This window comes from Aeribacillus sp. SP014, from assembly GCF_054055575.1.
Genome location: NZ_JBSRXI010000001.1, coordinates 2,090,195 through 2,115,616, shown reverse-complemented (window position 1 = coordinate 2,115,616; position 25,422 = coordinate 2,090,195). Strand labels below are relative to the sequence as shown.

Here is a 25,422-nt window from a genome sequence, read left to right as displayed (position 1 = left end):
GTCAAGCCTTTTTTGCACACGCACCACATTCATAGCGAAAGGAGAGAATGGATAACTTAAATATTATCAATTTGTGTCTTGACAAAGGGGTGCATTACACTCCTAGCAGGGGCAGATGAAAGCAAAATACATAAGTCTTTACCTTAAACAAGAAAAAAACTTAAAATTTGAGGGCTTCTTCCCTCAAGTGCCAAATCACAGAAAATCAATTATTCGGAACTTGTTAGCCTAATAGCCTAAGTTCCGAATAATTTTTTGTGTCTACGAATTATCATAATTTTTTATACCCAATCAAATCAATGGTTATTCAGTACAGCTCAACTACCTATCTGAGAACTTCTTGCTTGAAATCGTTCAGTAAATACTGTGTCAAAGAAAATCTATTCGAAAACGACTTTATGATCAGAATCGATACTCCTAAAACGGATAGTAAGAACTGCAATAGTTGATTCGCTTTTTGTAGCAAGATAATGGCCGAAAATGGTCTTCTGATAATTAATGTTTTTTCCGTCCGTGCAATAATTTCATTTAAAGTTTCTCGTCTACTGATCGCCCCTTCTATTAAATGTAAATTATAAATGTAAATTAGCTAAATCTACTGCATGTTCTTCAAGAATTTCTCCGATAAAGTCATATTCAGACACTTGTTTTAATCACTACGCATATGTTCCTTCTATTAAGTAACCGAATAAATACCATTCTCTTTACGTGTACTAGGGGCAACTAGTTTAAAAATAAACACTTCTTTTGACCAATTCGATGAATTCGTTCCACCTGATGCACTAATCGGTTAGGTTCCAAGGAATATCATAATTTATCATTTGATTACTTCACTACCAGCATCAATAGCCAAGCATAATTTGTACGTCTCAACAGTAATCTTATTTCACTTGTCTATTCAACCTAATTAGTCTAAACATAATAAATGTACTTAGTTTTAATTATTTTTGAATTTCTTTCAAATGTTCTTCCGCATTCTCCTTTGTTACAACTTTTATTGGTGTAGGGATGCGTTTTTCAACTTTCTCTCCTTTAATAGCTTTGACAGCATTTTCTACTCCCATGTATCCCATATCGTATGGACTTTGGGCAACAGATGCAGCTAATTTCCCTTCACTAATTAATTTAGTTGCTTCCTCTCCCCCATTTACTCCAACAATTGGGATGTTAACTTTCTTTTGTTTTGTTGCACTTAAAGCGCCAATAGCCATATCATCGTTTGCTGCAAACACTCCAGCTAAGTCAGGATGGTTTTGTAAAACTGCATCAATGACGCCTGCTGCTTTAAATTTATCACTATCGGCTGGTTGTTGCGCTACAATGTTCATCCCTGCTTTTTCTAAAACCTCTTTTGCTCCCTTAATTCGCTCATCAGTTGCTAAATTACCTTTTGCCCCTTCAACTAATGCTACTTTGTCTCCTTTTTTTAACAAGGAGGCAAGATATTTTCCTCCTTCTTTACCTGCAGAATAATTGTCCGTTCCGATAAAGGTGACTTTATCCTTCCAATCTGCATCTGTGTCGATAAGAAGGACAGGAATATTTGCTGATTTAGCTAAATCAAATATATTTGATACAGTTGTTGGTTGAGACGGAGAGACGACAAGAGCATCAACGCCTTGACTAATAGCATTTTCTATCATGCTTACCTGTTCAATTACATCAGCTTCTGATGGTGGACCGATCACTTCTACATTAACCCCAAAATCTTCTCCAGCCTTTTTAGCTCCTGCCTCCACACTTTTCCAATAAGGATGACTTAATGTCTTTAAAACCACTTGTATTTTTAAATCTTTCTCTTCTCCAGATACATTCGCTTCACTTGATGGATTACTACAACCAATTAGTGTAAAAATAGTAAAACATAAAACTACTATAAATACTGATATTTTTTTCATATATATTCCCCCTTAACTAGTACTACTAAAAAAGTTCACCTTCAATTATTTTTGAAACGATAGTTTTTTATTAAGGCTATGTTAAAATCTAGCGTTGATTTTTTGCTCATTTAAATAAAATAAAATGAACATCTCCTCAATTTTCATTTCGTTTTTTTGACCATTTTTCACGATGAAGCAAAGATTTTTTTAAAATCAACCTTTTTCTTTAGCAAAGCCTTTTATTAAAAAATTCGATTAATTCAACTAATATCAACAGTTTTACAAATTTTTTCTAAATACTCCCTTGTTCTCTTGGCAATTGGAAAGGGCTTTTCAAATGGTGCTGGATACATATCCTGTTCAACAATGGCCCAACCATTAAAATCAATGTCATGCAAGACTTTAAAAAACGCCTGCATGTCTACAACACCCAGTTCAGGTTCACACATAATGCCTTCACTAACAGCTTTGGCAAATGACCATCCTTCTTTTTGCATTTTTTCTCTTACCTTTAAATCACAATTTTTTATATGGAGATAAGGAATACGGTTGTGATGTTTGCGCATGAAATCAACAGGATCACCACCTGCATAAGCATGATGACCTGTATCTAGACAAAGATTGATGTCCGTATCATTTAAAAATCTTTCAATTTGTTCTTCTGTTTCAACATGGGTTTCTGCATGTGGATGAAATAAAACTTCAAGACCATATTTGGCTTTTGCGTGATTTTTGATTTGATTGATGTTATGAATGAACTTATCCCATTCACCATTTTTTAATACTTGAGGTCGAATGAGTTCGCCGGTAAAAAGATCCGTATAACAGTCATCAATTAACACCACATATTTCGCGGTTGGAAATCTTAATTGAAGCTCTGCCATTTCATCTAGAAGAGCAATCATTTCTATTGTTTTACTATTTGAAGTAAGATCACCGATAAGCGTTGTAGCAGTGAGTTTTAAGTTCCTTTTATCAAGCTCTTCTTTTAATTGATCGTAATCATTAGGAAGATAACCCCAAGGCCCAAGCTCAATTCCTTCATATCCAGATTCCGCCATTTCGTTCAAGCAACGTTCCCAAGGAATTTGTTTTTCATTTTGAGGAAACCATACTCCCCATGAATCTGGTGCCGTACCAATCTTTATGTTCATATTGTGACGCCTCCTTTGTTTCTTACATTAATCCAATTTTGTTTAGCGGCAGATTCCAAGATAGCACTCACCGTTTGATCTATCTTAGCACCAAATTCAAAATCACAAATGTATGGAGTACCTTTTGAAACAGCTGAAAGTAACTCGTGTGCTTCCAATACTTTCATATCGTTATAACCGATGGCAATTCCAGCTGCTGGATAAAAAGCGCTGTATCCTTTATGCTCCGGACCTAAAAATACAGTTCTGAACCCTCTGTCGGCACTGTTATCTGAAGTAAAATACACTTTTACTTCATTCATACGTTCTAATGAATAATAAACCGTTCCTTCCGTTCCTTGAATTTCATACGTTAAATAATTTTTTCTTCCTGGAGCCACACGGCTTGCTAAAATCGTGCCAACGGCACCATTTTCATATTTAGCAAGTATTGTGATCAAATCATCATTTTCAACATCTGCAAGTTCTAATGATCCAGGTGACACAGGTCTCTGTTTAATCACCGTTTTAGGTAAAGCGATAACGCTTTCAATATTACCTAAAATAAACTGTGAAACGCTTAAAATATGGGAGCCAAGATCACCAAGAGCCCCTGAACCAGAATATTTATTAATATGCCGCCATGTAATTGGAAGATTTGGGTCAAGCAAACTATCTTGAGAATATATTCCGAAAAATCCGATAATTTGACCAAGTTTCCCTGATTGAACAAGATCTTTTATATATGCATTAGCTGGATTCATCACATTATTGTAGCCTACATAATTGACAACACCTTTTTGCTTGGCCATTTCAGCAAGTTCTATTGACTGTTCAGCAGAAAGTGTCAGTGGTTTCTCACAGTACACATGCTTTCCGTTTTCCAATGCAGCTTTAGCCACTTCGTAGTGAAAAGCGTTTGGCGTTGCGATGTCAACAATGTGAACCCTTTCGTCTTGAACTACTTCTTTCCAGTCGGTAGTCCATTTAGAAAAGCCAAGTTGCTTGCATACATTTTTAGCTGCCTCTGCACTAACATCAGACACCGTTTCGAAAACAGGCTTCCCATATTTAGGTCCAAAGTTTATAAAAGCGTTAATAAATGCTTTTATATGAGTTTTTCCCATCCAGCCAGCTCCAACTAGTCCAATTCTAATTTCCATCGTCCTAACCCCTTTACTTTTTTATGATTGTTGCTATGGTAAGTTTATTTTATTAGACTAAATATACAAAGTCATTACTGAATATTGTTAAAAAATATAATATTCTTGCTCCTTTATTAGCTATAAAAAAATTATTATTCAACAATCTCTTTACATGAACTAAATGGAAGGAGTGTCAGTATGAATGAAAAAGGGGTATTACCAAAGTCGAAAATGTTTTTTCATATGCCAAGTAATTTTTCTAAGAAAGCGCTTTTCTACTTAATTTACTCAGGTACCTTCTATTGCACCAATGAATACCTCGTTGAGCGAAATAATTGGAACAGTTATCTGTTCATGCATGTTAGGAAAGGAAAAATGAGGATTAAATATGAGGATAAAGAATTTATAGCTACTGAAAACACATTTGTCTTCCTGAACTGTCATAAACCTCATCTATATCAGGCAGAAGAAGATACGATTTTTGATTGGATTCACTTTTCAGGAAATGCAAGTGATGATTATTTTGAACTTCTCTTTAGTAACAACGGATGCGTTTATTCAATTAATAACAATTTTGTGATTAATGATTGCATGACTAGTATATTGGACATGGCTGAAAACGACAAAATAGATGAAGATGCTATATCCATCATGATTCATAAAATTCTTTATGAATTAAAGCAGCTTTTGAATCATGCAGATGAATTACATATAAAATCGATTAGGAGTGCCATAGTATACATTGAAAATCACTATCAAGATCAAATAAATTTAACCGATCTAGCTAACTGCGCCGGATTAAGCCCTTTCCATTTTTCAAGAATCTTTAAAAAACACATGAACTGTTCACCCTATCAATACTTAATCGGCTATCGGATTAATAATGCAAAAAAGCTTTTACACAACACAAACTTATCAATTCAAGAAATAGCATTTGCGTGCGGGTTTAACAGCGTTTCCCATTTTATAACAATGTTTAAAAAGCATACTAATCTATCACCTAAAAAATTTAGAGAAATACATTTTTAACGGTTTCCCAACTAAGTAATTTTGGTACAAACAAATGAATTGATGGTGCTATTCTTAGGGAAACGACTTGGATAAAATTTTCAGCTAGACGAATTATCAAGGTAAAAGCCAATGCGATACACACAAACCGATTAAAGTATTATATCATTAACAAAAAATTGTCCTTCTCTTTTTATTTATATGGAGATGTATTGGAAATTTCATCTATCAATAGTCTTATCATTTGGTTATTTTCATATTATTCTAAAAATAAAACGATTAGGAGAGATTATGGATGAATACTTATTTTATTGCCGGTCACGCCAAACTTCCGACAGGGATGGCGGCCAGAAGTGTTTATGAAACTTTAACGATTACAGCAGAGGTTGATAAATTATATGGTGTGATTGTGGATGCTTCCTGTACGCTTGCTACCGAACACGGCAGAGAATATATTTCCAGGCTCTTGAAAGGTCATAGTTTGCGCAACGGCATTGAAAAGCCGTTGGAAGAGTTAAAGAATGGTTATTTAGGAAAGGCCAATAATGCCCTAATTGCCGCATTAAAAGATCTGTATAAACAGTATGAAGCTATCAATCAATAAGCAATAAGGGGATCGGATGCAAAATGGAATCCGATCCTGCTATCGATTGGTACCTAACTATCCGTTACTGTCTCTTTATCACATTCAAAGGGCCAGGCTGGCAGCATGTTATTTAATGGCTTATCTTCCCGATACCCAAGCACATATTCTGCCTGCATAATGGTGTGGATTTCTCTTGTTCCTTCGTAAATAACAGGAGCTTTGGAGTTTCTTAGGAAGCGCTCAACAGGATATTCATTGGAATAACCGTAGGCTCCGTGAATTTGAACCGCATCATCTGCGGCCTTATTGGCAAAATTACAGGCCTGCCATTTGGCTAGAGATGTTTCTCTCGTATTGCGCAATCCTTTGTTTTTGAGTTCTCCAGCACGGTACACCAATAAACGGCTCATTTGCAATCCCGCTTCCATGTTGGCAATCATTTGCTGGACAAGCTGGTGTTTACCAATTTCTTTGCCAAATGTTTTACGCTCGTGACAATATTTTACACTTTCTTCCAAACATGCCATAATCAGGCCTACTGCCCCTGCAGCAACGGTAAAACGTCCATTATCCAGCGCAGACATCGCAATTTTGAATCCTTCTCCTTCTTGGCCAAGTAAATTTTCTTTTGGTACACGGACCTGATCAAAGAACAATTCTCCTGTATTTCCGGATCGGATTCCGAGCTTTCCTTTAATGGACTTGGATGAAAATCCAGGCATAGTGCGTTCGACGATAAAGGCGGAAATTCCATGATGCTTTTTCGATTTATCTGTATACGCAAACACGATAAAATGATCGGCAACATCGCATAAAGATATCCATGTTTTGGAGCCGTTTAAAATGTAGTGGTCACCGTCTTTAACAGCCGTTGTTCCAAGTGATGCCACGTCAGATCCAGCTCCCGGTTCTGTTAAGCCAAAGGCGCCGATTTTTTCACCTTTTGCTTGTGGAACGAGATATTTTTGCTTTTGTTCTTCGGTCCCCCACTGTAACAACGTCATACTGTTTAATCCGGTATGAACGGATACCGCCGTGCGGAAAGCTGTGTCGCCTCTTTCCAGTTCTTCACAAACGATGGCTAGCGAATTATAATCCATTCCGCTGCCGCCGTATTTTTCAGGGATGCAGACACCCAGCAAGCCTAATTCTTTTAAGCGCTTCCAAATGATTGGATCGAAATATCCCCGTTCATCCCACTCTCGCATATTCGGGATAATTTCCTTATCAACAAAATTTCTGACCATCTTTCTCAACATCCGTTGTTCTTCTGTAAATTCAAAATTCATCTTAAAAACTCCTCCCGCGATTAAATAATATTATTCTCTTTAAAATAGGTAATCTCCTCAAATGAAAATCCAGCTTCCTGCAGGATTTCCCATGTATGCTCCCCGGCCATCGGCGGATGACGTTCTATCTTTGTATTCGTTCTTGATAGTTTAACAGGCGAACCAACGAGTTTTACCATTCCTGCTTCCGGGTGTTCGACTTGGACAACCATATCACGGGCCAAAACTTGTGGATGTTCAAATACTTGATCTATAGTATGGATGGGACCGCATGGAATATTTTTTTCTGAAAACAGTTTTATCCACTCATTGACCGTTTTGAGCTGGAGCTGGTCTTCTAAAATCCTCGTCAGCTCCAGCTTATTTTCCATTCTTGCCACATTCGTACAGAAGCGAGCATCCATTGCCATTTCGCTCAGCCCCATTACTTCACATAGTGTGGCAAACTGTCGGTTATTCCCGACGGCGATAATTATGTCCCCATCTAACGCTTTGAATTTCGAATAAGGGACTATATTCGGATGGTCATTCCCGAGTCTACGCGGTACCTTCCCGGAAATTAGATAATTGCTGGCGACATTGGCAAGCGAGCTGACCGCTGTATCCATCAGTGATAGATCAATTTTTTGCCCTTTGCCGGATCTTCCCCTTTCCAACAAAGCCGCTTCAATGGAAATGACCGAATATAATCCTGTTAAAATATCCACCATGGCAACACCGATTTTCATTGGACCGCTCTCTTCGCTTCCGGTTATACTCATCAGGCCGCTCATCCCTTGAATAATAAAGTCATAACCCGGCAGATACCGGTACGGGCCCGTTTCCCCGAATCCCGTGATGGAACAATAGACGAGCCGTGAATTTATTTTTTGTAAGGAGTCGTAGTCGAGCTGCCATTTTTCCATCGATCCAGTTTTAAAATTATGAATGAGCACGTCCGCTTCTTTTGCCAGAATTCGAATGATTTCCCTGCCCTCTTCCGATTTCAGATTCACGGTAATGCTTCGCTTATTGCGATTTGCACATAAATAGTAAGCACTGACACCGTTTTGAAACGGCGGTCCCCAGAACCTCGTTTCGTCGCTGCCGCCCGGGGCTTCTACCTTAATGACATCTGCTCCGAGGTCTGCCAAAATCATTGTACAATATGGGCCGGCAAGCACCCTAGTCAAATCTAATACCTTTACACCCTCTAGTGCGCCTCCGATGTTCATCGCCTCCTATTGAAAAAGCTTTCTTAAAAACAAAAAACCAGCCCAAACACACTTTAGTGATATGGACTGGCTTTACGAACCATTTGAACCAGCCGGCTAAGGCTGGAAATGGAATCTTATCAGTCAACTGTTAAATTAAGATAAGAAGAGATATCTTCATTACCTTCACCTGTAAAAGGTAGATAGGATGAAGTTTACACTTATTTTAAAAGAATTTTCTGAATATTTCAAGAGGATTTTACCAAAAATATATAAACATTTCGCGCCTGTTTTGCTTATCGTTCATTACCTGTTATTTTTTGCTTAACCCCTAAATGCAATGATGTCATGAAACCTTCGTATGTTGCCTCTTCTAATGTTCGAAGCTCCATCAGATCGTTGAATGGAGCCGAAAAAAACTGTTAAGACATTAGTTATGAAACTAGCTGAATTTTGCACTACAGAGTTAAAAATAGACTATTCACACAAATCTTTTGTCCGCTTTAAACCACTCATATATTGTTATTGGAACCATGCAAAAGTTTCGAGTCTTTCAGTACCTAGACCTGTGCTGCTTATTTATTCGCTGTTAAAACAGTTGCTAGCTCGTCAATTGCTTGCCGAATATCATCCTGCGTATTGTAAAAATGAGGAGCGATTCGGATGACGTCGTTTCTAGCAGAAACAATGATATTTCTCTCTTTCAAGATCGATTCTATTTGCCCAGCATTTTTTACATAAAAAGCAGTTATGCCGCCTCTTTTGTGAGCCGATAAAGGAGTAACAGTGTGTAATCCTTTTTCTTGTCCATAATCTAATGCGAATTGAGCTAATAGGTTTAAATAAGAAGATATATTCTCCACTCCTATTTCAAGAAGTAAACGAATAGCGGCAGCTGCTGCATAAGCGCTTATAAAAGAAGGCGTTCCAGTCTCAAAACGACGTGTTCCAGCTGCTGGTATAATTTGATGAAAATTGAATTTCGAATGATCCTCCTGACCAAACCATCCTGTGACACGCGGCTTCCATTTCTCTGCCAATTCAGCTTTTATGTATAGGAAGGATATTCCCGGAATACCTAACATGTATTTCCTTGTTCCTGCTGCCAATATGTCAATATCCATTTTCTTTACATCAATAGGCACCTGTCCAGCAGATTGATATGCATCAACAAAAAGAAGTGAACCTTTACGATGAACAATGTCTGCAATCGCTTTGAGATCTTGTTTAAAACCGTTGTAATAACAGACATGGGAAATGGATGTGACAAGTGTGTCAGACGTTACATAACGTTCATAATATTCTAAAGGAATGACTCCTTGTTGAGAAGGAATAAATCTGACCTTTGCTCCAAATTTCTCCTGAGCGAGCCATACATGACCGGCGGTTGGAAAGTCCATATCTGTCGTCACAATGATATTTTTCCCTTTTTCAAAAGAAAGTGAAGAGGCGATAGCAGAAAAAATGTCAGAGACCGAGCATAATACAGCAATTTCATTAGGTTCAGCACCGATTAATTTTGCAAAACTGTATTTTGCCTGTTCAACTACTTTTATTGCTTGATTCCAATTAACCCCCGCCGTTAGCAAACTATTCATATACGCTTCAATCGATTCGGAAACAGTTTTTGAAATGGCTCCTTGCGAACAGCTCGCCAGATGGATTTTCGATGCTAAAACAGGAAATAAAGAACGATAATGAGCATACGGGTGTTTCAATCCTATCTCCTCCTTTCAACTCCGCAAAAAAAATTTTCTCCTGGTTATTGGTCTCCCGATTATTATAGTAATCAGCAATTGGATTTTTTCTTTTAGTTTATTATCCTGTTTCATAGACTTACAAGAGTTTACTATTTGGAGTAATGAAACCTCTACTGCAAACTCCTGTTTTTATTTTGCCAGTGTGAATCCAATATAAATCGCTGCTCCCCACATGACGAGCGCGGAAATTTTGTTGAAAGCACTCATCAAACGTCCAGATTGATCTAGATCCCCTATTCTACGTCCTGCCAAAGCCAGCCCCGCAAACCAGACCCAGGAAACTAGAATACAGGCAAGTGCAAAAGCTGCTTTTTCCCTTCCATTGTATTGAAGTGAACTCGTTCCGATCACGCCAATCGTATCCATGATCGCATGTGGATTGAGCAGCGAGACCGATGCTGAAAACACAACTTGTTTGAATGGTGTAAAAGTTTCCTTGGCTGTTTTTTCGTTATTCTCTTTATCAGTAGAAGAGGTACTTTTCCAAGTGCTCCACCCCATATATAACAAAAATAAAATCCCTAAGCACAGAATAATCGTTGTGATCAAAAAAGAACCCAAGACCATAATAGATACTCCGAAAACAGCAAGGATGATTAAAAGTGTATCACATAGTGAAGCAGTTAAAACGGCTGGGAGCGCATGAATGAAGTGTTTCTGAAGAGCTCCTTGATGAAATATAAAAACGTTTTGGACGCCAAGAGGAAGAATAAGTCCAAATGCAAGAATAAGTCCGTGAATAAAGGCTTCCGCCATTCCAATCCCTCCTATTGCATTGCATATGAATACAATTTTACTCGGAAATCGATTATTGTCTCCAACCAATTGGATGGATTCAATACCAACCAAGTTGTATAATCGACTCATATGATTGTAAAGGGAGAGTATTTTTTCATGAATGAATTAGATTGGAAGCCAGACAAATCGACTCCAGTTCCCCTTTATATCCAGATCAAAGAATATATTAAAGAAAAGATTGAAACAGGAGAATGGACTTTAGGGACAAAAATCCCTCCTCAACGCACATTGGCCCAAGCATTCGGAGTGAACCGCAGTACGATCGTGGCGGCTATGGAAGAATTGATTGCTGATGGATTGCTGGAAGGAAAAAGAGGGAGCGGTACCAAGATTATTAACAATTCGTGGTCTTTGATGACCTCTACCCCTCCCCCAGACTGGAATTCCTATGTGCAAGCGGGGAGTTATTATCCTAATTTGCCTACGATACAGGAAATCAATAAAGCAGAGTTTGATTCAAATATCATCCGGCTAGGAACAGGAGAGCTTTCTCCAGATTTATTTCCACGTGAGATGATGAAACAAGTATTTGAAAAGCTGACGGGGCACATTGATTCACTTGGCTACGAGGAACCAAAAGGGCTGCTTTTTCTCAGGGAACAGCTCAGTAGATATTTGAAAACCATCGGGATTGAAGCTTCCCCTTCTTCCATTTTGATTGTGTCAGGAGCTCTGCAGGCATTGCAATTGATATCAATAGGTCTATTGCGGCGAGGTGCTACGATCTTTCTGGAAAAACCATCGTACCTGTATTCCCTGCATGTATTTCAATCTGCCGATATGCGATTATTTGGACTTCCTTTAGATGAGCATGGAATTCAAGCAAATAAGATTTCGGAACAAAAAAAGCGGCAAAATGCTTCATTGCTTTATACAATTCCGTCCTTTCATAATCCAACAGGAATTTTGATGTCCGAAGAAAGACGGAGAAAATTGATTGATGTATGTGAAAAGGAGCGGCTACCGATTATTGAAGATGACGTATACCGGGAACTCTGGCTCGATTCACCGCCTCCCCCACCATTGAAAGCCATCGATAAAAATGGGCTTGTTTTATATCTTGGGAGCATGTCGAAAACATTGAGTCCCGGTCTGAGAATCGGCTGGATAGTCGGACCGAAGCCTGTTATTGAGCGATTGGCGGATATTAAAATGCAAACCGATTACGGATCCAGTTCCTTGTCTCAATGGGCTGTTGCGGAATGGCTAGCAAGCGGGCTCTATCATCAACATTTGGAAGAGGTCAGAAAAGAATTGAAGGTTCGCAGAGAGATCATGATTGATTCATTACAGAGGTATTTTTCCGATATTGCGACCTGGACTGTTCCTAGAGGCGGTTTTTATATATGGCTGCGCATATTGCCTTCAATCTCCATACGGAAACTTTTTGAAAAAGCATTAGAGCATGGACTTCTATTAAATCCAGGAAATGTCTATGATAAGCATGCAGCCCAGTACCTTCGCCTTTCTTATTCCTACGCTTCTTTAGCTGACTTGGAGAAAGGAATGTTCCGCCTTTCGAAAGTCATCCGGCAGCTAATCACCTAACTCTTTAACGTGCGTTCCATAGCGGGAGTTGAATCCATCGCATACATCAACATTTCGTATAAAACAGCCAATATCGAAACTTGAATAGGTCCCACATTCAGGCGATTGTGAATCGATGCTTGCATCGGAAGCTTTCTCGATTTTATTCTTTCAAGCCCCACTTAAACTACATATAACCAAAATAAAAATAATGTTAGAAATCGGGCGGTGTTTCAAAAAATGTAATAATTGAAGCCTCAAATCGTACTATAAATCCCTTAAAGCTTTTACCTAAATTAAATATCTATTTTTCCCCCCTAAAATCTGCCCCATTGCAGCAGATCTATTAATCTTAATGTTGATATTGTCTTGCAACAGCCAATGCTATATGACTTTTTCGTTAATTGTCTAATTCTTCTCCTAAAAAACACGAAGAGCCCGAGAAAGTTCTCCAGGCTCTTTTTGTTATTGATATGGAGGGACTGAAGGAAGTTATTCACCAGTCTCAGCAAAACGTTTAATTCTTTCACCAATCTCATCGCGAACACGCATGAAAACAGCCCATTTTTCTTCTTCTGTCCCCTCTGCCTTCGCAGGATCATCGAATCCCCAATGTACGCGTTTCACGTGCGGAGGTGTTACCGGGCAATGGTCTGCGGCGTGACCGCATAATGTTACGACCAAATCCGCTTTATTTAAAATTTCCGGATCAATGATATCCGATGTTTGGTTCGAAATATCAATTCCTACTTCTTTCATGACTTTTACCGCGTTTGGATTTAATCCGTGAGCTTCGATACCGGCGCTGTACACTTCCCACTCGTCGCCAAGATATTTTTTTGCCCATCCTTCTGCCATTTGGCTGCGGCAAGAGTTGCCAGTGCATAAGAAGTAAATGATCTTTTTGTTTTTCATGTTTTATTGCACCTCTGTTGTTAGTATGATACTGATTCGGTTTTAAAGTATTTTCGCTGAAACCATAATGCTACGTTGACCAATGCAATCATGACAGGCACTTCCACAAGTGGTCCAATGACAGCTGCAAATGCTGCACCAGAATGGATCCCAAACACGCCAACAGCTACAGCAATCGCTAACTCAAAGTTATTGCTGCCGGCTGTAAAGGCAAGTGTGGTGGTGACAGGGTAGCTCGCTCCAAATTTCTTCCCCATGAAGAAGGAAACGAAAAACATCAATACAAAGTAAATGAACAATGGAATGGCGACACTCACTACATCCAACGGCAAACTTACGATAGCGTCTCCTTTTAAAGAGAACATGACGATAATCGTAAACAATAAAGAAATCAATGTAATCGGGCTGATTTTTGGAATGAACACTTTTTCATACCATTGTCTGCCCTTTGCTTTTACCAACAAAAAGCGCGTCACCATTCCGCCAAGAAACGGAATTCCTAAGTAAATGAACACCGACTTGGCGACTTCCATCATTGTAATATGAACGACAGCACCTTCTAGTCCTAACCATTCTGGAATGATTGTTACAAACACATACGCATAAACAGAGTAAAATAGCACTTGGAATACAGAGTTAAACGCCACAAGTCCAGCTGCGTACTCTCTGTCTCCTTTCGCTAAATCATTCCAGACGATCACCATCGCAATACAACGTGCCAGACCGATTAGGATGAGTCCGACCATGTATTCCGGCTTATCCGGCAAAAATACAATCGCCAATACAAACATCAATATTGGTCCAATAATCCAATTTTGTACAAGGGACAAAACCAATACTTTTATGTCTTTAAAGACGCGTCCCATCTCCTCGTAGCGAACTTTTGCCAACGGAGGATACATCATGAAAATTAAACCAATGGCAATTGGAATCGATGTCGTTCCTACCTGTAAACTGTTTATTGCATCTACAAAACCCGGAAAGACGAATCCTAAGCCAATTCCTGCTGCCATAGCAAGGAAAATCCATAGCGATAAGTATCGATCCAGGAACGATAGACGTTTTTTCCCCGTATTTTTCATTTTCCCTCCCAATTAAATTAAAATTAATAGGTTAACAACCACAACGGAGTGTAGGGTTGGTTTCCTCAATCTTACGAATATTCTCTGTTTGATCTGGAATGTGCTGCAGAATTTCTTGAATGAAATCATATAACTCATTTTCTGGATTGAGAGAATAATAAATCCATTGCCCCCTTCTATCTTCTTTTACTAATCCTGCATCTTTTAACTTGCGTAAATGCTGACTAATAGCCGGCTGACTCATATCAAATACTTCTAGAAGCTCACAGACGCAACACTCGCGTTTCTTTAAAATGGCCATAATCGTTAAACGTGTTTTATCACCGAGTAGCTTTAAAACGTGTGCTGCTTTTTCTATTTCCACCACCGCTTTTTGCATTTGGAACACCCCTATACATATATAGTTATATAAATATTTACTTATATATCAATCAAAAAAAGACGATACTTTATGGTTCATCGCACACTAAAAAATGTCTTTTCATATCCACGACATGAATACTGTTTAGTATTATCATTTCCTTATCTTCAATAAACATATAACAATATACTTATATAAATCAACGGAAAATACGATTTTTAACATAATCTTTATAATTGACCCGAAAGTATGAAAGAAATTTTTAAAATCAGTGCAAATAACTTACACAATTGATTATGAGGAAAAAAATAAAACGTTAAAATTCCCTACTTTTTTAAGAAGCCAATACTATGTTTAAAACAAGAAGCTGTTGAACAATAACCCATGTCAACAGCTTCCTTCATCTATATAAAATTAAAAGAGGGGGAACAATTGTTAATCGCATTTTCTTATGCGAGACTGGATTTTACTAAAACTTTATAGAAGATCTCGATTCAAGCAATGCTTTGAAACGAATCATCATTTTGTTAAGACACTATGTTCAAAAATCCCGCAATAAATGACCCCGTTTAGCTTATCGTTTATCCAAAAAACTGGCTAAACGGCTGCCGCTAATTTGAATAATGGAAACTAAAATGATCATGATAACAACTGTAGCAAGCATAATATCCGGTTGATAACGATAATAGCCATTTCGAACGGCAAAATCTCCGAGACCGCCTGCGCCAACAACACCCGCTATGGTAGAATAAGATATTAAAAGAATAATAATATTAGATAAGCTGACTACCATTCCTGCTCTCGCTTCAACAAACATTACTTTCCATATAATTTGAAATATATTAGCTCCCATTGAAATAGCTGCTTCGATGACCCCTTTATTTACTTCCACTAAAGATTGTTCTATTAGTCTGGCGAAATAAGGAATAATAGCGATCGAAAGCGGTACAGAGGCAGGAACCGTTCCAACGGATGTTCCTACCAACAGCCGAGTAAACGGAATGACAGCTACGATTAAAATTAATAATGGAAATGCGTTAATTAAATTCACTAATGAATTTAAAATATTGAAAATATGCGGCTGTTCTAATAATTGCCCTTTTCTTGTTAAAAACAGAATCGTTCCTAAAGGAATTCCAAATAGTATGCCAGCTGTTACTGAAATACCTACCATAATGGCTGTTTGCTTAGTGGCTTCTATTATATCAGGAATTTGTTGAATGATGTTTTCAAACATTTAGGATCATCCTTTTGTCCTTATTAAATATTAATTTAGCAATATCAGACTTAGGATTATATTGATTGTCTGATAACGAAAATTCCTCTAAAATACTTCCTTTTTCCATTACGGCTACTTTATTGCAAATTTTTCTCACTACATCCATTTCATGTGTAACAATAACCATCGTTATATTTAGCTCTTGATTAATTTTCTTTAAAAAGGATAGAATATTATCCGTTGTTTGTGGATCTAAAGCTGATGTAGGCTCATCACATAACAAAATTTTCGGGTTCGTTGCCAAAGCTCTTGCGATGGCAACTCTTTGTTTTTGTCCCCCGCTTAAATTAGAGGGGTATTGATTTGCTTTATCTTCTAATTGAACTATGGAAAGACATTCTTCTATTATACTTTTACGTTTAACGGATGGTATTCCGGCAATTTCTAATGGAAAAGATACATTGTCATAAACCGTTTTATTATGAATCAAGTTAAAATGTTGAAATATCATGGAAATCGATTGTCTCATATGCCGCAGCTCTTTCTTCTTTAAAGCCATTATATTTCTTCCTTCAATAAGAACCTCCCCTTCATCAGGCTTTTCAAGGAGATTGATTGTACGAAGCAGAGTTGACTTTCCTGCTCCGCTAAATCCGATAATCCCATAGATATCCCCTTTTTCCACTTTTAATGATACGGATTTAATTGCTTCCAATTTCTCATCTTTTTTAATTTGATAAGTTTTCTTTATATTTTTTAAATGTATCATTTGTGACAGCCCCCATTATTCAAATACTGGGATTATGTCCCCATGGAATGTTTCCTCAATGAATTTTTTAACCTCCGGTGTATGCAAAACCTTTTTTAATTTTTGGATTTTTTCGTCATTTTGGTTGTCTGGTCTAGTCGTGATAACGCCTATAAATTCAGAGCTAGAGTCTTCCGCAAGCAGCGCATCTTTTAAGTGAAGACCAACTGCTGTTTGATATCCTCCTAAAATAAAAGCTAAATCTACATCATCAAGAGATTTTGCTGACATTCCTTGATCTAATTCGATAATTTTGAAATTTCTTTTGTTTTCAATGATATCTTTTTTAGTTGCTTGTAATCCTACCCCTTCTTTCAATTTAATGAATCCATGTTTTGCTAAGAAATCAAGCGCTCTTCCGTTATTGGAAGGATCCTGCGGTATACTGATGGTTGCCCCGTCAGGAACGTCTTTTATGTCTTTATAACGCTTTGAATAAAGTCCGGAAGGCCAAGCAAGTACTTTAATCGCTGCAACTAAATTAGTTCCATGCTGCTTGTTGTAAGCTTCCATATAAGGAATATGTTGAAAAGCGTTCGCATCAACACTTTTGTCATGAACGAGCTCATTAGGCTGAATAATGTCATTTACATATTCAATTTTTAAATCTATACCTTCCTCTTTCAACTTAGGTTTTATAAATTCAAGTATTTCTGGAAAACCATTAAACGAAGGATTCGTTGCTATTACTAATGTATCTTTATCTTCACTGGCATTAGTAGCTTTTCCACAACCGCTTATTAGTACCATTAAGCAAATTATGTAAAACAAATAAGAAAGTCTTTTCATTTTGTCTTCTCCCCCAAAATCATTTATTATTGTTATTTCTTTTATTTTTTCTGGATGATGCATCTTTTTAGTTTATCCCTAATCCAACAAATTTTTCCCGATCATTTCTCGCGCGATATGATTGATGGTCCCATGGCGATGCCTGCTCGGGCATCTCGATATAATCTTTCCAAAGTTCCTTCACGGTAACCGAATCCGCCGCTGATATCAAGTCCTATTTGTGCAATCTCATTGGCTGCATCGGAAGCTAGGACTTTGAATTCAAGTAAAGAATTTTTCAGCTCTTCTGGAGCGTATTTTTCTCCACTTTCTAACCATTCATCCAATTGAGAAGCTAAATCCTTCTGCCAGGCTTGCAGGCTGTCCTTTAAAATTTTCGCTTTTGCTAGCTGGCTGCGAATAACTTGATAATCGCTTAATGCCTTATTGACATCCTGATGAACTTTCCGCTTAGCATATGCAAGTGTTTCATCCAAAATCCCGATAGCGGTTCCTGTCCATGTTGCCCCTAGACCAATCAGGTAAGCGATACCGTTTTGAACAATTTCTTTTCCCTCACCTTCTTCACCTAAACGATCCTTTTTATCTACAAAAACATTACGAAGGGTAAGCGAAGAGCTGTGATTTCCACGCACTCCCAGCGCTGCCCATTCTCCAGCTTCTATCCCTTCTTGATGACCGTCCACAATAAAATAAGTAATGTCATCTGGTGATTTAGCATTTGGTGTTTTTGTTTGGAATACATAAAAATCCGCAAATCCACTGCTCGTGGTGAAAGATTTTTGAGCATTAATAATGTACCCGTCATCCGTTCTTACAGCTTCACTTATGTTGTACCAGTAATGTCCTCCTGTTGCTCCTTCGCTGGTTGAAGTTGTACCAAACTTTCCACTGCGAATCGGTTTCAACCACCGTTCCCATTGATCTTCATTTCCATGAGAGTATATCGTGCGGGCTGCCTCTACATGCATAGTGTAAATAAGTGCAGTGGAGGGACATGCCTTCGCTATTTCCTGAACAACAATTGCAAAGGCAGAATAGTTCAATCCCAATCCCTCTAATTTTTCTGGCAGTAAAATACTGTTAAACCCCTCTTTTGCAAGAACGGCGATATTTTCACTTGGAAATTCTTTGCTTCTATCAATACGATCTGCATTGGGACGGATATTCACGAATTTTTTCACGTACTTGACCGAGTGTTAACGTGATAGGATTTTCATTTTCAGAAATAATTCTTGACATAAGCTTTCATCCTCCCTATATAAATGATGGTTTTTCCAGCCCATCCTCACTTTTTCTCGAGGAAAGGTGAAAACTACAGCATTTGCTCAAGTTTTTAGGCGTTCAGGGCCTTCAGATTATCCCTTAATGTTCCGTTTTCAACATATTCTGTCCTTGCCAAACCGCGTTTTTGTAAAATTGGCACCACCAACTCAATAAACTCTTCCAGTGAGCCGGGCAAATAAGCTGGACTTAACAGAAAGCCGTCTCCTCCTACTTCCTTCATTGTCACTTCCATCCAATTGGCTACTTGCTCTGGCGAACCAACTAACTGTGGAGTCATGACTCCGCGACCATGTAACATCCCAGCCTCACGAATGGTTATATTTTTAGAGCTACTATGTTTATAAGCGTCAATCATTCCTTGAATACCAGGCACTTTTAAATCAGCAATTAATTCGTCCAGTCCGTGTTTGGATAAATCGTAGCCCAAGTGACCGGACAAGATCGTTACCCCTGCTTCAGCAGGAACGAGAGAATTGTGAAGTGCAGCTTTCGCACGGGCAATTTCCTCTGTTTCTCCAACAAATACTTGCAATCCAAAACAGACTCTGACATCATCCGGATCGCGCCCAGCTTTCACTGCTCCTTCTTTCAAACGATTGTAATAAACCTTCATTGCTTCGCGATCAGGCTGAAGAGTAAAAATAAGTTCGGCATGTTTAGCGGCAAATTGGATTCCGCGTGATGATTGTCCAGCCTGAAGGATAACCGGGCGCCCTTGCGGGGAACGATCGATATTCAATGGGCCTTTGCACTTGAACCATTTTCCTTCGTGATTGATCGGATGCACTTTTTCTGGATCGGCAAATATGTTATTTTCTGCATCCATAACGATTGCATCCGGCTCCCAGCTGTCCCATAATTTGTAGCAAACCTCCATATACTCTTCCAGCCGATCATAGCGCTGATCGTGGGATAAATGATACTGTTCAACACTCAACCCAAGGTTTTCAGATGCATTCTTATGAAAAGCAGTGACAACATTCCAGCCGACACGTCCACGTGACAGGTGATCCAAGGTGGCCAGTTTGCGTGCTAAAATGTATGGTGGATAACCTGCCACCGAAAACGTCATGGTCAGGCCAATATGCTTTGTTACTGCACCCATAAATGCCATTAAAACTGACGGTTCATAACAAGGCACTTGCGAGGCATAGCGCACGGCACTTTTGTAGCTGTTCTCATACTCGGAATAGATGCCTTCCGTATCGGCAAAAAATACTGCATCAAGTTTGCCTCTTTCGGCGATTTGGGCAATCTCTTGCCAAATCTCTGGACGATTCCATTGAAAAGCATTCGTCATCGTCATATTCCGCGGATGCTTCCATGTCGCGCTGCTGTGATGAGTTACAGGCGGCATCATATATTGAAGCAAATGCATTTTCTTCTTTTTCATGAGCTGTTTCCTCCCTACAATTCATTCCAATCATATTGCGTTCTGGCCAAAATTTTTATTGCCATGACCACCTGTACCGATAACAAGGAAGTTCTTTATTCGGTAAAGCGTGAATATTGTATTAAGTAATTTCTGTACTATTTTGAAAAGAAAAAAGATTTTGATATTATCACCCGGAATTTTTCAGCACCTCCTTGTTCAAGACCTACCCGCCCGTAAGTAAGGCTGATTTGCACTCTTTTTTATGGAGTTCGCTCATACAACTCTCCTTATGAATCCATGCGAAAAAAATTTGTGATGTTTTTTTCCTCAACATGCCGAATTAACTCAACTGTCTCCATACCATTCAGTTGCTTTGCTCTCTAAGATAATGGGTACATCGAATTGTAAATCTCATTTTTTCAGACAGCTTTTGCTTTTAGCTGCAATCAAGGCGGCTTTCCCTACGTTAAGTAAATATTCATGTTCAGATGCCACATTTATAGCAGCCATACCTGATCCACCGAAATAAGCGTTGGCTAAAGAGTTAGGACAGCCATTAATTGGACGACTTCTTCTTCAACACACTGGTGAACTTTATGATCAGGCAAAATATTTCGATAACATTATTGAAAAATCATCCGTTAGCTTAAATCGTGCGTTTTGATCAAGAAATAAACCATCCCCGCTAAGCTGCGGGCTCTCGTCCTATTCAACCATCTGCTGTTGCGAAACGGTCAATCGTCACTACCATTCTTGCAGCTATGGTAGAAGATCAAGCCCCGGCCGAACTGTAACAAGAAATTTCAGTTTTTCCATAATTAAAGGCAAAAATCCTCGCATCTTCACTTGATTTCCCGTTGGGATTAAGCCACCAATATAGTCAAACTCATTTTGTGGTCGGAACGATTTATTTCAAATATGTAATTTAATTTGCGAATCAACAGTATATGCTCCATAGATCATGTCTAGAGCACCAAGCATCGGAAAAACGAAAAGAGACTCTCAACTCAAATGAATATTTTCATTGAATTGAGAGCCTCTAGTAATCCAGTCGGCATGTTTATTTTTGAAATAAAGGAAACTATTTATATATTTCGAAAAATCTTTAGTAAATATATTAAATAAATTAAACATATGTGTCAAGTTGGATTTTTATTTTTTCTTCCTCGATTATCCCCCTCACATAATATAGTTTCACAAAGCTTTTTCAAATGCGCTTCAAACTATTTTATCTTTTCTTGATGTCTCTTTGAAATTCCTCATGCTCGACATGTCTAGATATTCAATTGACTTAAAATTTAAGTTATCATATAGTTCGTAAACTGGGCGCTTGAGAGAAAAATAATTAACAATACCACTTTTGCTTCTCCGGTTGTTTCATCATCTGTATCGTTTGCAACATGATTTCCTTTCTTGCAAAGGATAATAAACATTTCATGTAGTTAATAATCAAGCAGTCTTTGTAATGAATGTATTGATTGGTTTCTCTAGTATTTCCAAGAGCCAAAATAATTTTGCAAACATATTTCCGAACGAGTGGAACATTATTAAAATTGAATTGGGGTCTTTTGTTACGTTCTTCCGTATTCTTTACACAGATTGACTAATATGTCTCATTTACAAGCGAAAAAATTATTTAGTCCGCTAAATATCAACGCTTATTGTATACTATCATTATTCATTTATTGTAATTGTAGTTTTAGATGCACAATAAAAGAAGGAGTAGTTTCATGGGTGATATTAAATTATTTCGTATAAATGGAGAACATGTAAGTGAATTGGAAGGCACTTCTCTGACAATTGAAAAATCGCTGCAAACCCTTATTGAGCGTAATCTTGAAACATTTTTAGGTGTACGGTTTTTAGCATCAGAATATTCTACTGGCAAGACACATGGCGGCAGAATCGATACATTAGGTATTGATGAAAATAACTCTCCAGTTATTATCGAATATAAACGAGCTGTCAATGAAAATGTCATTAACCAAGGATTATATTATCTGGACTGGCTGTTGGATCATAAAGCAGAATTCACTCTTATGGTAATGCGCAAATACGGCAATAACTTGGCTGACGCAATTGATTGGACGAATCCGCGCTTATTATGTATTGCGGGTGGATTCACAAAATATGACGAACATGCTGTTCAACAAATTAATCGGAACATTGAGTTGTACCAGTATAAGTTTTATAAAGATGGATTTCTTTTGCTCGATTTAGTAAATGCAACAACTGCACAACCATTACTGGAAGTTGAAAACCATATTAACTCATCGAAGCTCGGATATAAGACAGTCTCCGAATATCTGGAACAATCCAGTACAGAATTAAAAGACCGGTTTGAAGCAATAAAAGCATATATTATGGCACTAGGCGATGATGTACAAATGGCTGTATTAAAATACTACATAGCCTTTAAGCGCATTAAAAATTTTGTCTGCTTAGAAGTGCATCCTCAGACAGAAAAAATCGTCTTATTTTTAAAAGTGAATCCAGATGAAATTGAACTCGAGCCAGGATTTAGCCGTGATGTTCGAAATATCGGTCATATCGGAACAGGGGATTTAGAAGTCAGTATTTATAATGATGAAGATTTTGAAAAGGCAAAGCGACTTATTCATATGAGCTATGATAGAAGTTAAAAATCGCCGGTAATTATTATACTTGGCGATTTTTAAGTGTTTTTCAATATATTATATTTATAATTGTTTTCACTAATATCTTTTTAACCTTTCCTTCGTAATATACCCCAACCTTTAGCTGATAAAATATGACTAATAATACCTTAATTTTCTACTTTAAAAATTTGGTGTTAATTTGCGTTTAACTTCTTCTAATTAAATAATTGCTCAGTCTAAAAATATAGTAAAATTTATTTTATGCACTTTTTTCCATGATACAATTTCAATAAAAAGTGTTTATTAAGAAGAGACAGGAATTGTCAAAACATATAGGTGGAGCAGATTTTTGAAGGAATTTGCGGACGAAAGCAGTGATGATACTCTACATATATTTAGCAAAAAGGCAGTGTTAGAATATGAATAGCTGGAGGGAATCTTGTGAATCAAACTTTAAAGAAACAACCTGTTGCGTTTGTTACAGGGGCTTCAAGCGGCTTTGGATTGCTGACAAGTGTAGCGCTTGCCCGCGAAGGCTACCGCGTGCTGGCTTCAATGAGAGATTTGAATAAGAGAGGACGACTGAAAGCGGCGGCCAAAGAAGCAGGTGTCACAGACCGGATTGAGATTATCCAACTAGATGTAAACGATTTTTCCTCAGCGGAAACTGTGATTCAGAATGTGATTGAAGAATACGGCCAAATTGATCTGTTGGTAAACAACGCGGGGTATGCAGCGGGAGGATTTACGGAGGAGCTTGCTGTTGAAGAATGGCGTCGGCAATTTGAAACGAATTTTTTCGGTTTGGTGGCAGTAACAAAAGCTGTTTTGCCGTCGATGAGGGCACGCAGAAGCGGCAAGGTTGTGAATATAAGCAGTATCAGCGGACGAATCGGATTCCCTTCTATGGGACCTTACGTGGCATCAAAGTTTGCGGTGGAAGGATTCAGCGAGTCTTTGCGTTTAGAGATGCTGCCGTACGGTGTTCATGTCGTTTTAATTGAACCGGGATCCTATAAAACGGAAATCTGGTCAAAAGGGCTGGATGCGGTATCGGTCAATCCGGATTCTCCTTATGTTAAAGAGATGGAGAAAATTTTGAAATATGTCAACCATGTTGCTGACACGGCACCCTCTCCGTATGAAGTGATCCAACAGATTGTACACGTGGCAAAGTCTCCTTATCCGAAATTGCGGTATCCGGTTGGCAAAGGCGTGAAATTAGGAATTGTCTTGAAAAATATATTGCCGTGGAAGTGGTGGGAGCGGATGGTGACAAAACGTCTTTGGGAGAGATCGTGATGCTGGGACATTAGTTCAAAAATATAGAGGTGAAGAGTCGGAGTTTACGGTTCAGTAAAATTATAGTTTGATGATATTTTTTGTCACTTCACTAATGGGAAGGGATTGAATTTGTTGAACAGTTTAAGATTAATTAAGGTGAACCGTATCACAAGTAATAGTAAAAATTTCTTAATAGGCAAGCCAATCAGGCTTGTCTTTTACATTAAATAAGCCGGCTTTGGTTTTTTTGATACAATGATGCTCGCCTTACTTTAAATGAAAAGTGCAAGTTTTTTCACGATTTTCGTGATTTACCTTGCACTTTTCATAATTCTATCCCCTCGTGGAGAACGATCAGTTATTTGCCCGTTCGATTTGCGTATTCTGAACCTGCCGGATAGCGATCTCCCGCAATCTCGATCTTCGAGAGCGCGTCGTTCAAATCACTTAGCTCCTCGGGAGTCAGCACAACGTCCAATGCACCAAGATTTTCATCCAGCCGCTCCAATTTGCGCGTGCCGGGAATCGGAACAATCCATGGCTTCTGGGCAAGCAACCATGCGAGTGCGATTTGAGCCGGTGTTGCGTTTTTCTCTAGAGCAACCTTCTTGATTAGTTCGACCAAAACCTGATTTACTTCGAGATTCTCCGATTTGAAGCGAGGAACAATACTGCGGAAGTCGGAGCTAACGAATGTTGTATTCTTATCAATTTTTCCAGTAAGGAAGCCCTTACCCAGCGGGCTGAACGGAACGAAACCGATTCCGAGTTCCTCGAGCGTAGGGAGCAGTTCTTCTTCAGGGCTTCGCCACATCATTGAGTATTCACTCTGAACTGCAGTGAGCGGCTGAACCGCGTGTGCACGGCGAATCGTGTGCACCCCTGCTTCAGAAAGTCCCCAATGCTTAACCTTACCTTCTTTGATTAGGTCTTGCACTACTCCGGCTACTTCCTCAATCGGTACATTTGGGTCAACACGATGCTGATAGTACAGATCAATAGCTTCAACTTTTAGGCGTTTGAGCGAGCCTTCGACGGATTGCCTAATGGTCTCCGGCTTGCTGTCAAGCACCTGTTTGCCATTGATCATTTTAATACCAAATTTTGTGGCGATGACCACCTTCCCCTTGAATGGGGCAAGCGCTTCACCTACCAACTCCTCATTCACATATGGACCATAAACTTCAGCAGTGTCGAAAAAAGTAACACCCCGGTCAATCGCCGCATGGATCAGCGAAATCATCTCTTTCTTGTCTGATGCCGGACCATAACCATAACTCATTCCCATGCAACCAAGCCCGATCGCCGACACTTCCAGACCACTTTTCCCTAATAAACGTTTTTGCATGGTTGTTCTCCTTTCTA

The 25,422-nt window shown here is 38.5% G+C and carries 21 protein-coding genes; 5 read left to right on the top strand and 16 right to left on the bottom strand.

Going from position 1 to position 25,422, the window contains the following annotated elements; all coding sequences use genetic code 11:
• Nucleotides 1–941: 941 nt before the first annotated feature.
• The 3 genes from ACVIJU_RS10275 to ACVIJU_RS10265 all read right to left on the bottom strand — a co-directional run bounded on the left by ACVIJU_RS10275 (nt 942) and on the right by ACVIJU_RS10265 (nt 4,176).
• On the bottom strand, nt 942–1,898 hold the full coding sequence (locus tag ACVIJU_RS10275; protein WP_456687548.1) for a sugar ABC transporter substrate-binding protein: 957 nt from the start codon (nt 1,896–1,898) through the stop codon (nt 942–944).
• A 242-nt stretch (nt 1,899–2,140) separates the two neighbouring features.
• Complete coding sequence (locus ACVIJU_RS10270; protein ID WP_063388309.1) at nt 2,141–3,034, bottom strand: sugar phosphate isomerase/epimerase family protein; 894 nt, start codon at nt 3,032–3,034, stop codon at nt 2,141–2,143.
• The gene (locus ACVIJU_RS10265) at nt 3,031–4,176 is read right to left on the bottom strand and encodes a Gfo/Idh/MocA family protein (protein WP_327856756.1); all 1,146 of its coding nucleotides are present in this window, start codon (nt 4,174–4,176) and stop codon (nt 3,031–3,033) included. Before ACVIJU_RS10265 ends, ACVIJU_RS10270 begins: the two co-directional genes overlap by 4 nt.
• A gap of 180 nt (nt 4,177–4,356) precedes the next feature.
• Between ACVIJU_RS10265 and ACVIJU_RS10260 the strand changes: the two genes are divergently transcribed.
• On the top strand, nt 4,357–5,187 hold the full coding sequence (locus tag ACVIJU_RS10260) for an AraC family transcriptional regulator (protein ID WP_063388311.1): 831 nt from the start codon (nt 4,357–4,359) through the stop codon (nt 5,185–5,187).
• A 274-nt stretch (nt 5,188–5,461) separates the two neighbouring features.
• Nucleotides 5,462–5,770, top strand: coding sequence for a DUF3870 domain-containing protein (locus ACVIJU_RS10255; RefSeq protein WP_063388312.1), 309 nt, complete (start codon nt 5,462–5,464; stop codon nt 5,768–5,770).
• 53 nt (nt 5,771–5,823) lie between these two features.
• On the opposite strand, the gene ACVIJU_RS10250 is transcribed toward ACVIJU_RS10255, so the two are convergent.
• The 4 genes from ACVIJU_RS10250 to ACVIJU_RS10235 form a co-directional block, all read right to left on the bottom strand.
• Nucleotides 5,824–7,041 carry an acyl-CoA dehydrogenase family protein gene (locus ACVIJU_RS10250; protein WP_063388313.1) on the bottom strand — a complete coding sequence of 406 codons (1,218 nt, stop codon included), beginning with the start codon at nt 7,039–7,041 and terminating at the stop codon, nt 5,824–5,826.
• Nucleotides 7,042–7,061: 20 nt separating this feature from the next.
• Nucleotides 7,062–8,249, bottom strand: coding sequence for a CaiB/BaiF CoA transferase family protein (locus tag ACVIJU_RS10245; protein ID WP_063388328.1), 1,188 nt, complete (start codon nt 8,247–8,249; stop codon nt 7,062–7,064).
• A gap of 560 nt (nt 8,250–8,809) precedes the next feature.
• Nucleotides 8,810–9,952 carry an aminotransferase class V-fold PLP-dependent enzyme gene (locus tag ACVIJU_RS10240; protein WP_456687547.1) on the bottom strand — a complete coding sequence of 381 codons (1,143 nt, stop codon included), beginning with the start codon at nt 9,950–9,952 and terminating at the stop codon, nt 8,810–8,812.
• A 171-nt stretch (nt 9,953–10,123) separates the two neighbouring features.
• Nucleotides 10,124–10,750, bottom strand: a complete 627-nt coding sequence (locus ACVIJU_RS10235) for a LysE/ArgO family amino acid transporter (RefSeq protein ID WP_456687546.1) — start codon at nt 10,748–10,750, stop codon at nt 10,124–10,126.
• Nucleotides 10,751–10,888: 138 nt separating this feature from the next.
• Here ACVIJU_RS10235 and pdxR point away from each other — a divergent pair, with 138 nt between their 5' ends.
• A complete protein-coding gene (pdxR, locus tag ACVIJU_RS10230; RefSeq protein WP_456687545.1) occupies nt 10,889–12,340 on the top strand; it encodes a MocR-like pyridoxine biosynthesis transcription factor PdxR in 1,452 nt (483 codons plus the stop codon).
• Between the two features lie 471 nt (nt 12,341–12,811).
• On the opposite strand, the gene arsC is transcribed toward pdxR, so the two are convergent.
• From arsC to ACVIJU_RS10190, 8 genes are all read right to left on the bottom strand, one after another.
• A complete protein-coding gene (gene arsC, locus ACVIJU_RS10225; protein WP_094245837.1) occupies nt 12,812–13,234 on the bottom strand; it encodes an arsenate reductase (thioredoxin) in 423 nt (140 codons plus the stop codon).
• A gap of 20 nt (nt 13,235–13,254) precedes the next feature.
• Complete coding sequence (gene arsB / locus ACVIJU_RS10220; protein WP_456687544.1) at nt 13,255–14,316, bottom strand: ACR3 family arsenite efflux transporter; 1,062 nt, start codon at nt 14,314–14,316, stop codon at nt 13,255–13,257.
• Nucleotides 14,317–14,347: 31 nt separating this feature from the next.
• Nucleotides 14,348–14,695: an ArsR/SmtB family transcription factor gene (locus ACVIJU_RS10215; RefSeq protein WP_456687543.1), complete on the bottom strand. Its 348-nt coding sequence runs from the start codon at nt 14,693–14,695 to the stop codon at nt 14,348–14,350.
• 556 nt (nt 14,696–15,251) lie between these two features.
• Complete coding sequence (locus ACVIJU_RS10210; protein ID WP_063388321.1) at nt 15,252–15,914, bottom strand: methionine ABC transporter permease; 663 nt, start codon at nt 15,912–15,914, stop codon at nt 15,252–15,254.
• Nucleotides 15,907–16,665, bottom strand: a complete 759-nt coding sequence (locus ACVIJU_RS10205) for a methionine ABC transporter ATP-binding protein (protein WP_063388322.1) — start codon at nt 16,663–16,665, stop codon at nt 15,907–15,909. Before ACVIJU_RS10205 ends, ACVIJU_RS10210 begins: the two co-directional genes overlap by 8 nt.
• A 15-nt stretch (nt 16,666–16,680) precedes the next feature.
• Entirely contained in the window at nt 16,681–17,556 is an 876-nt protein-coding gene (locus ACVIJU_RS10200) for a MetQ/NlpA family ABC transporter substrate-binding protein (RefSeq protein WP_130157718.1), read from the bottom strand.
• A gap of 38 nt (nt 17,557–17,594) precedes the next feature.
• The gene (locus ACVIJU_RS10195; RefSeq protein WP_456687542.1) at nt 17,595–18,665 is read right to left on the bottom strand and encodes an acyl-CoA dehydrogenase family protein; all 1,071 of its coding nucleotides are present in this window, start codon (nt 18,663–18,665) and stop codon (nt 17,595–17,597) included.
• A gap of 164 nt (nt 18,666–18,829) precedes the next feature.
• The gene (locus tag ACVIJU_RS10190; RefSeq protein ID WP_456687541.1) at nt 18,830–20,173 is read right to left on the bottom strand and encodes an LLM class flavin-dependent oxidoreductase; all 1,344 of its coding nucleotides are present in this window, start codon (nt 20,171–20,173) and stop codon (nt 18,830–18,832) included.
• Between the two features lie 1,712 nt (nt 20,174–21,885).
• Here ACVIJU_RS10190 and ACVIJU_RS10185 point away from each other — a divergent pair.
• Both ACVIJU_RS10185 and ACVIJU_RS10180 read left to right on the top strand, forming a co-directional pair.
• The gene (locus ACVIJU_RS10185) at nt 21,886–22,797 is read left to right on the top strand and encodes a DUF5655 domain-containing protein (RefSeq protein ID WP_456687540.1); all 912 of its coding nucleotides are present in this window, start codon (nt 21,886–21,888) and stop codon (nt 22,795–22,797) included.
• Nucleotides 22,798–23,214: 417 nt separating this feature from the next.
• Nucleotides 23,215–24,075 carry an SDR family oxidoreductase gene (locus tag ACVIJU_RS10180; protein ID WP_456687539.1) on the top strand — a complete coding sequence of 287 codons (861 nt, stop codon included), beginning with the start codon at nt 23,215–23,217 and terminating at the stop codon, nt 24,073–24,075.
• 340 nt (nt 24,076–24,415) lie between these two features.
• Here the strand turns inward: ACVIJU_RS10180 and ACVIJU_RS10175 are convergent, their stop codons facing one another.
• Nucleotides 24,416–25,405: an aldo/keto reductase gene (locus tag ACVIJU_RS10175; RefSeq protein ID WP_144598425.1), complete on the bottom strand. Its 990-nt coding sequence runs from the start codon at nt 25,403–25,405 to the stop codon at nt 24,416–24,418.
• Between the last annotated feature and the right edge of the window lie 17 nt (nt 25,406–25,422).

What these genes read in the sequence shown, in the direction of transcription:
- ACVIJU_RS10255 (WP_063388312.1), top strand. Translation starts at nt 5,462, where the DNA reads ATGAATACTTATTTTATTGCCGGTCACGCCAAACTTCCGACAGGGATG.
- ACVIJU_RS10190 (WP_456687541.1), bottom strand. Translation starts at nt 20,173, where the DNA reads ATGAAAAAGAAGAAAATGCATTTGCTTCAATATATGATGCCGCCTGTA.
- arsC (WP_094245837.1), bottom strand. Translation starts at nt 13,234, where the DNA reads ATGAAAAACAAAAAGATCATTTACTTCTTATGCACTGGCAACTCTTGC.
- ACVIJU_RS10275 (WP_456687548.1), bottom strand. Translation starts at nt 1,898, where the DNA reads ATGAAAAAAATATCAGTATTTATAGTAGTTTTATGTTTTACTATTTTT.
- ACVIJU_RS10200 (WP_130157718.1), bottom strand. Translation starts at nt 17,556, where the DNA reads ATGCATCATCCAGAAAAAATAAAAGAAATAACAATAATAAATGATTTT.
- ACVIJU_RS10175 (WP_144598425.1), bottom strand. Translation starts at nt 25,405, where the DNA reads ATGCAAAAACGTTTATTAGGGAAAAGTGGTCTGGAAGTGTCGGCGATC.
- ACVIJU_RS10265 (WP_327856756.1), bottom strand. Translation starts at nt 4,176, where the DNA reads ATGGAAATTAGAATTGGACTAGTTGGAGCTGGCTGGATGGGAAAAACT.
- ACVIJU_RS10215 (WP_456687543.1), bottom strand. Translation starts at nt 14,695, where the DNA reads ATGCAAAAAGCGGTGGTGGAAATAGAAAAAGCAGCACACGTTTTAAAG.
- ACVIJU_RS10205 (WP_063388322.1), bottom strand. Translation starts at nt 16,665, where the DNA reads ATGATACATTTAAAAAATATAAAGAAAACTTATCAAATTAAAAAAGAT.
- ACVIJU_RS10210 (WP_063388321.1), bottom strand. Translation starts at nt 15,914, where the DNA reads ATGTTTGAAAACATCATTCAACAAATTCCTGATATAATAGAAGCCACT.
- arsB (WP_456687544.1), bottom strand. Translation starts at nt 14,316, where the DNA reads ATGAAAAATACGGGGAAAAAACGTCTATCGTTCCTGGATCGATACTTA.
- ACVIJU_RS10185 (WP_456687540.1), top strand. Translation starts at nt 21,886, where the DNA reads ATGGGTGATATTAAATTATTTCGTATAAATGGAGAACATGTAAGTGAA.
- pdxR (WP_456687545.1), top strand. Translation starts at nt 10,889, where the DNA reads ATGAATGAATTAGATTGGAAGCCAGACAAATCGACTCCAGTTCCCCTT.
- ACVIJU_RS10270 (WP_063388309.1), bottom strand. Translation starts at nt 3,034, where the DNA reads ATGAACATAAAGATTGGTACGGCACCAGATTCATGGGGAGTATGGTTT.
- ACVIJU_RS10250 (WP_063388313.1), bottom strand. Translation starts at nt 7,041, where the DNA reads ATGAATTTTGAATTTACAGAAGAACAACGGATGTTGAGAAAGATGGTC.
- ACVIJU_RS10235 (WP_456687546.1), bottom strand. Translation starts at nt 10,750, where the DNA reads ATGGCGGAAGCCTTTATTCACGGACTTATTCTTGCATTTGGACTTATT.
- ACVIJU_RS10260 (WP_063388311.1), top strand. Translation starts at nt 4,357, where the DNA reads ATGAATGAAAAAGGGGTATTACCAAAGTCGAAAATGTTTTTTCATATG.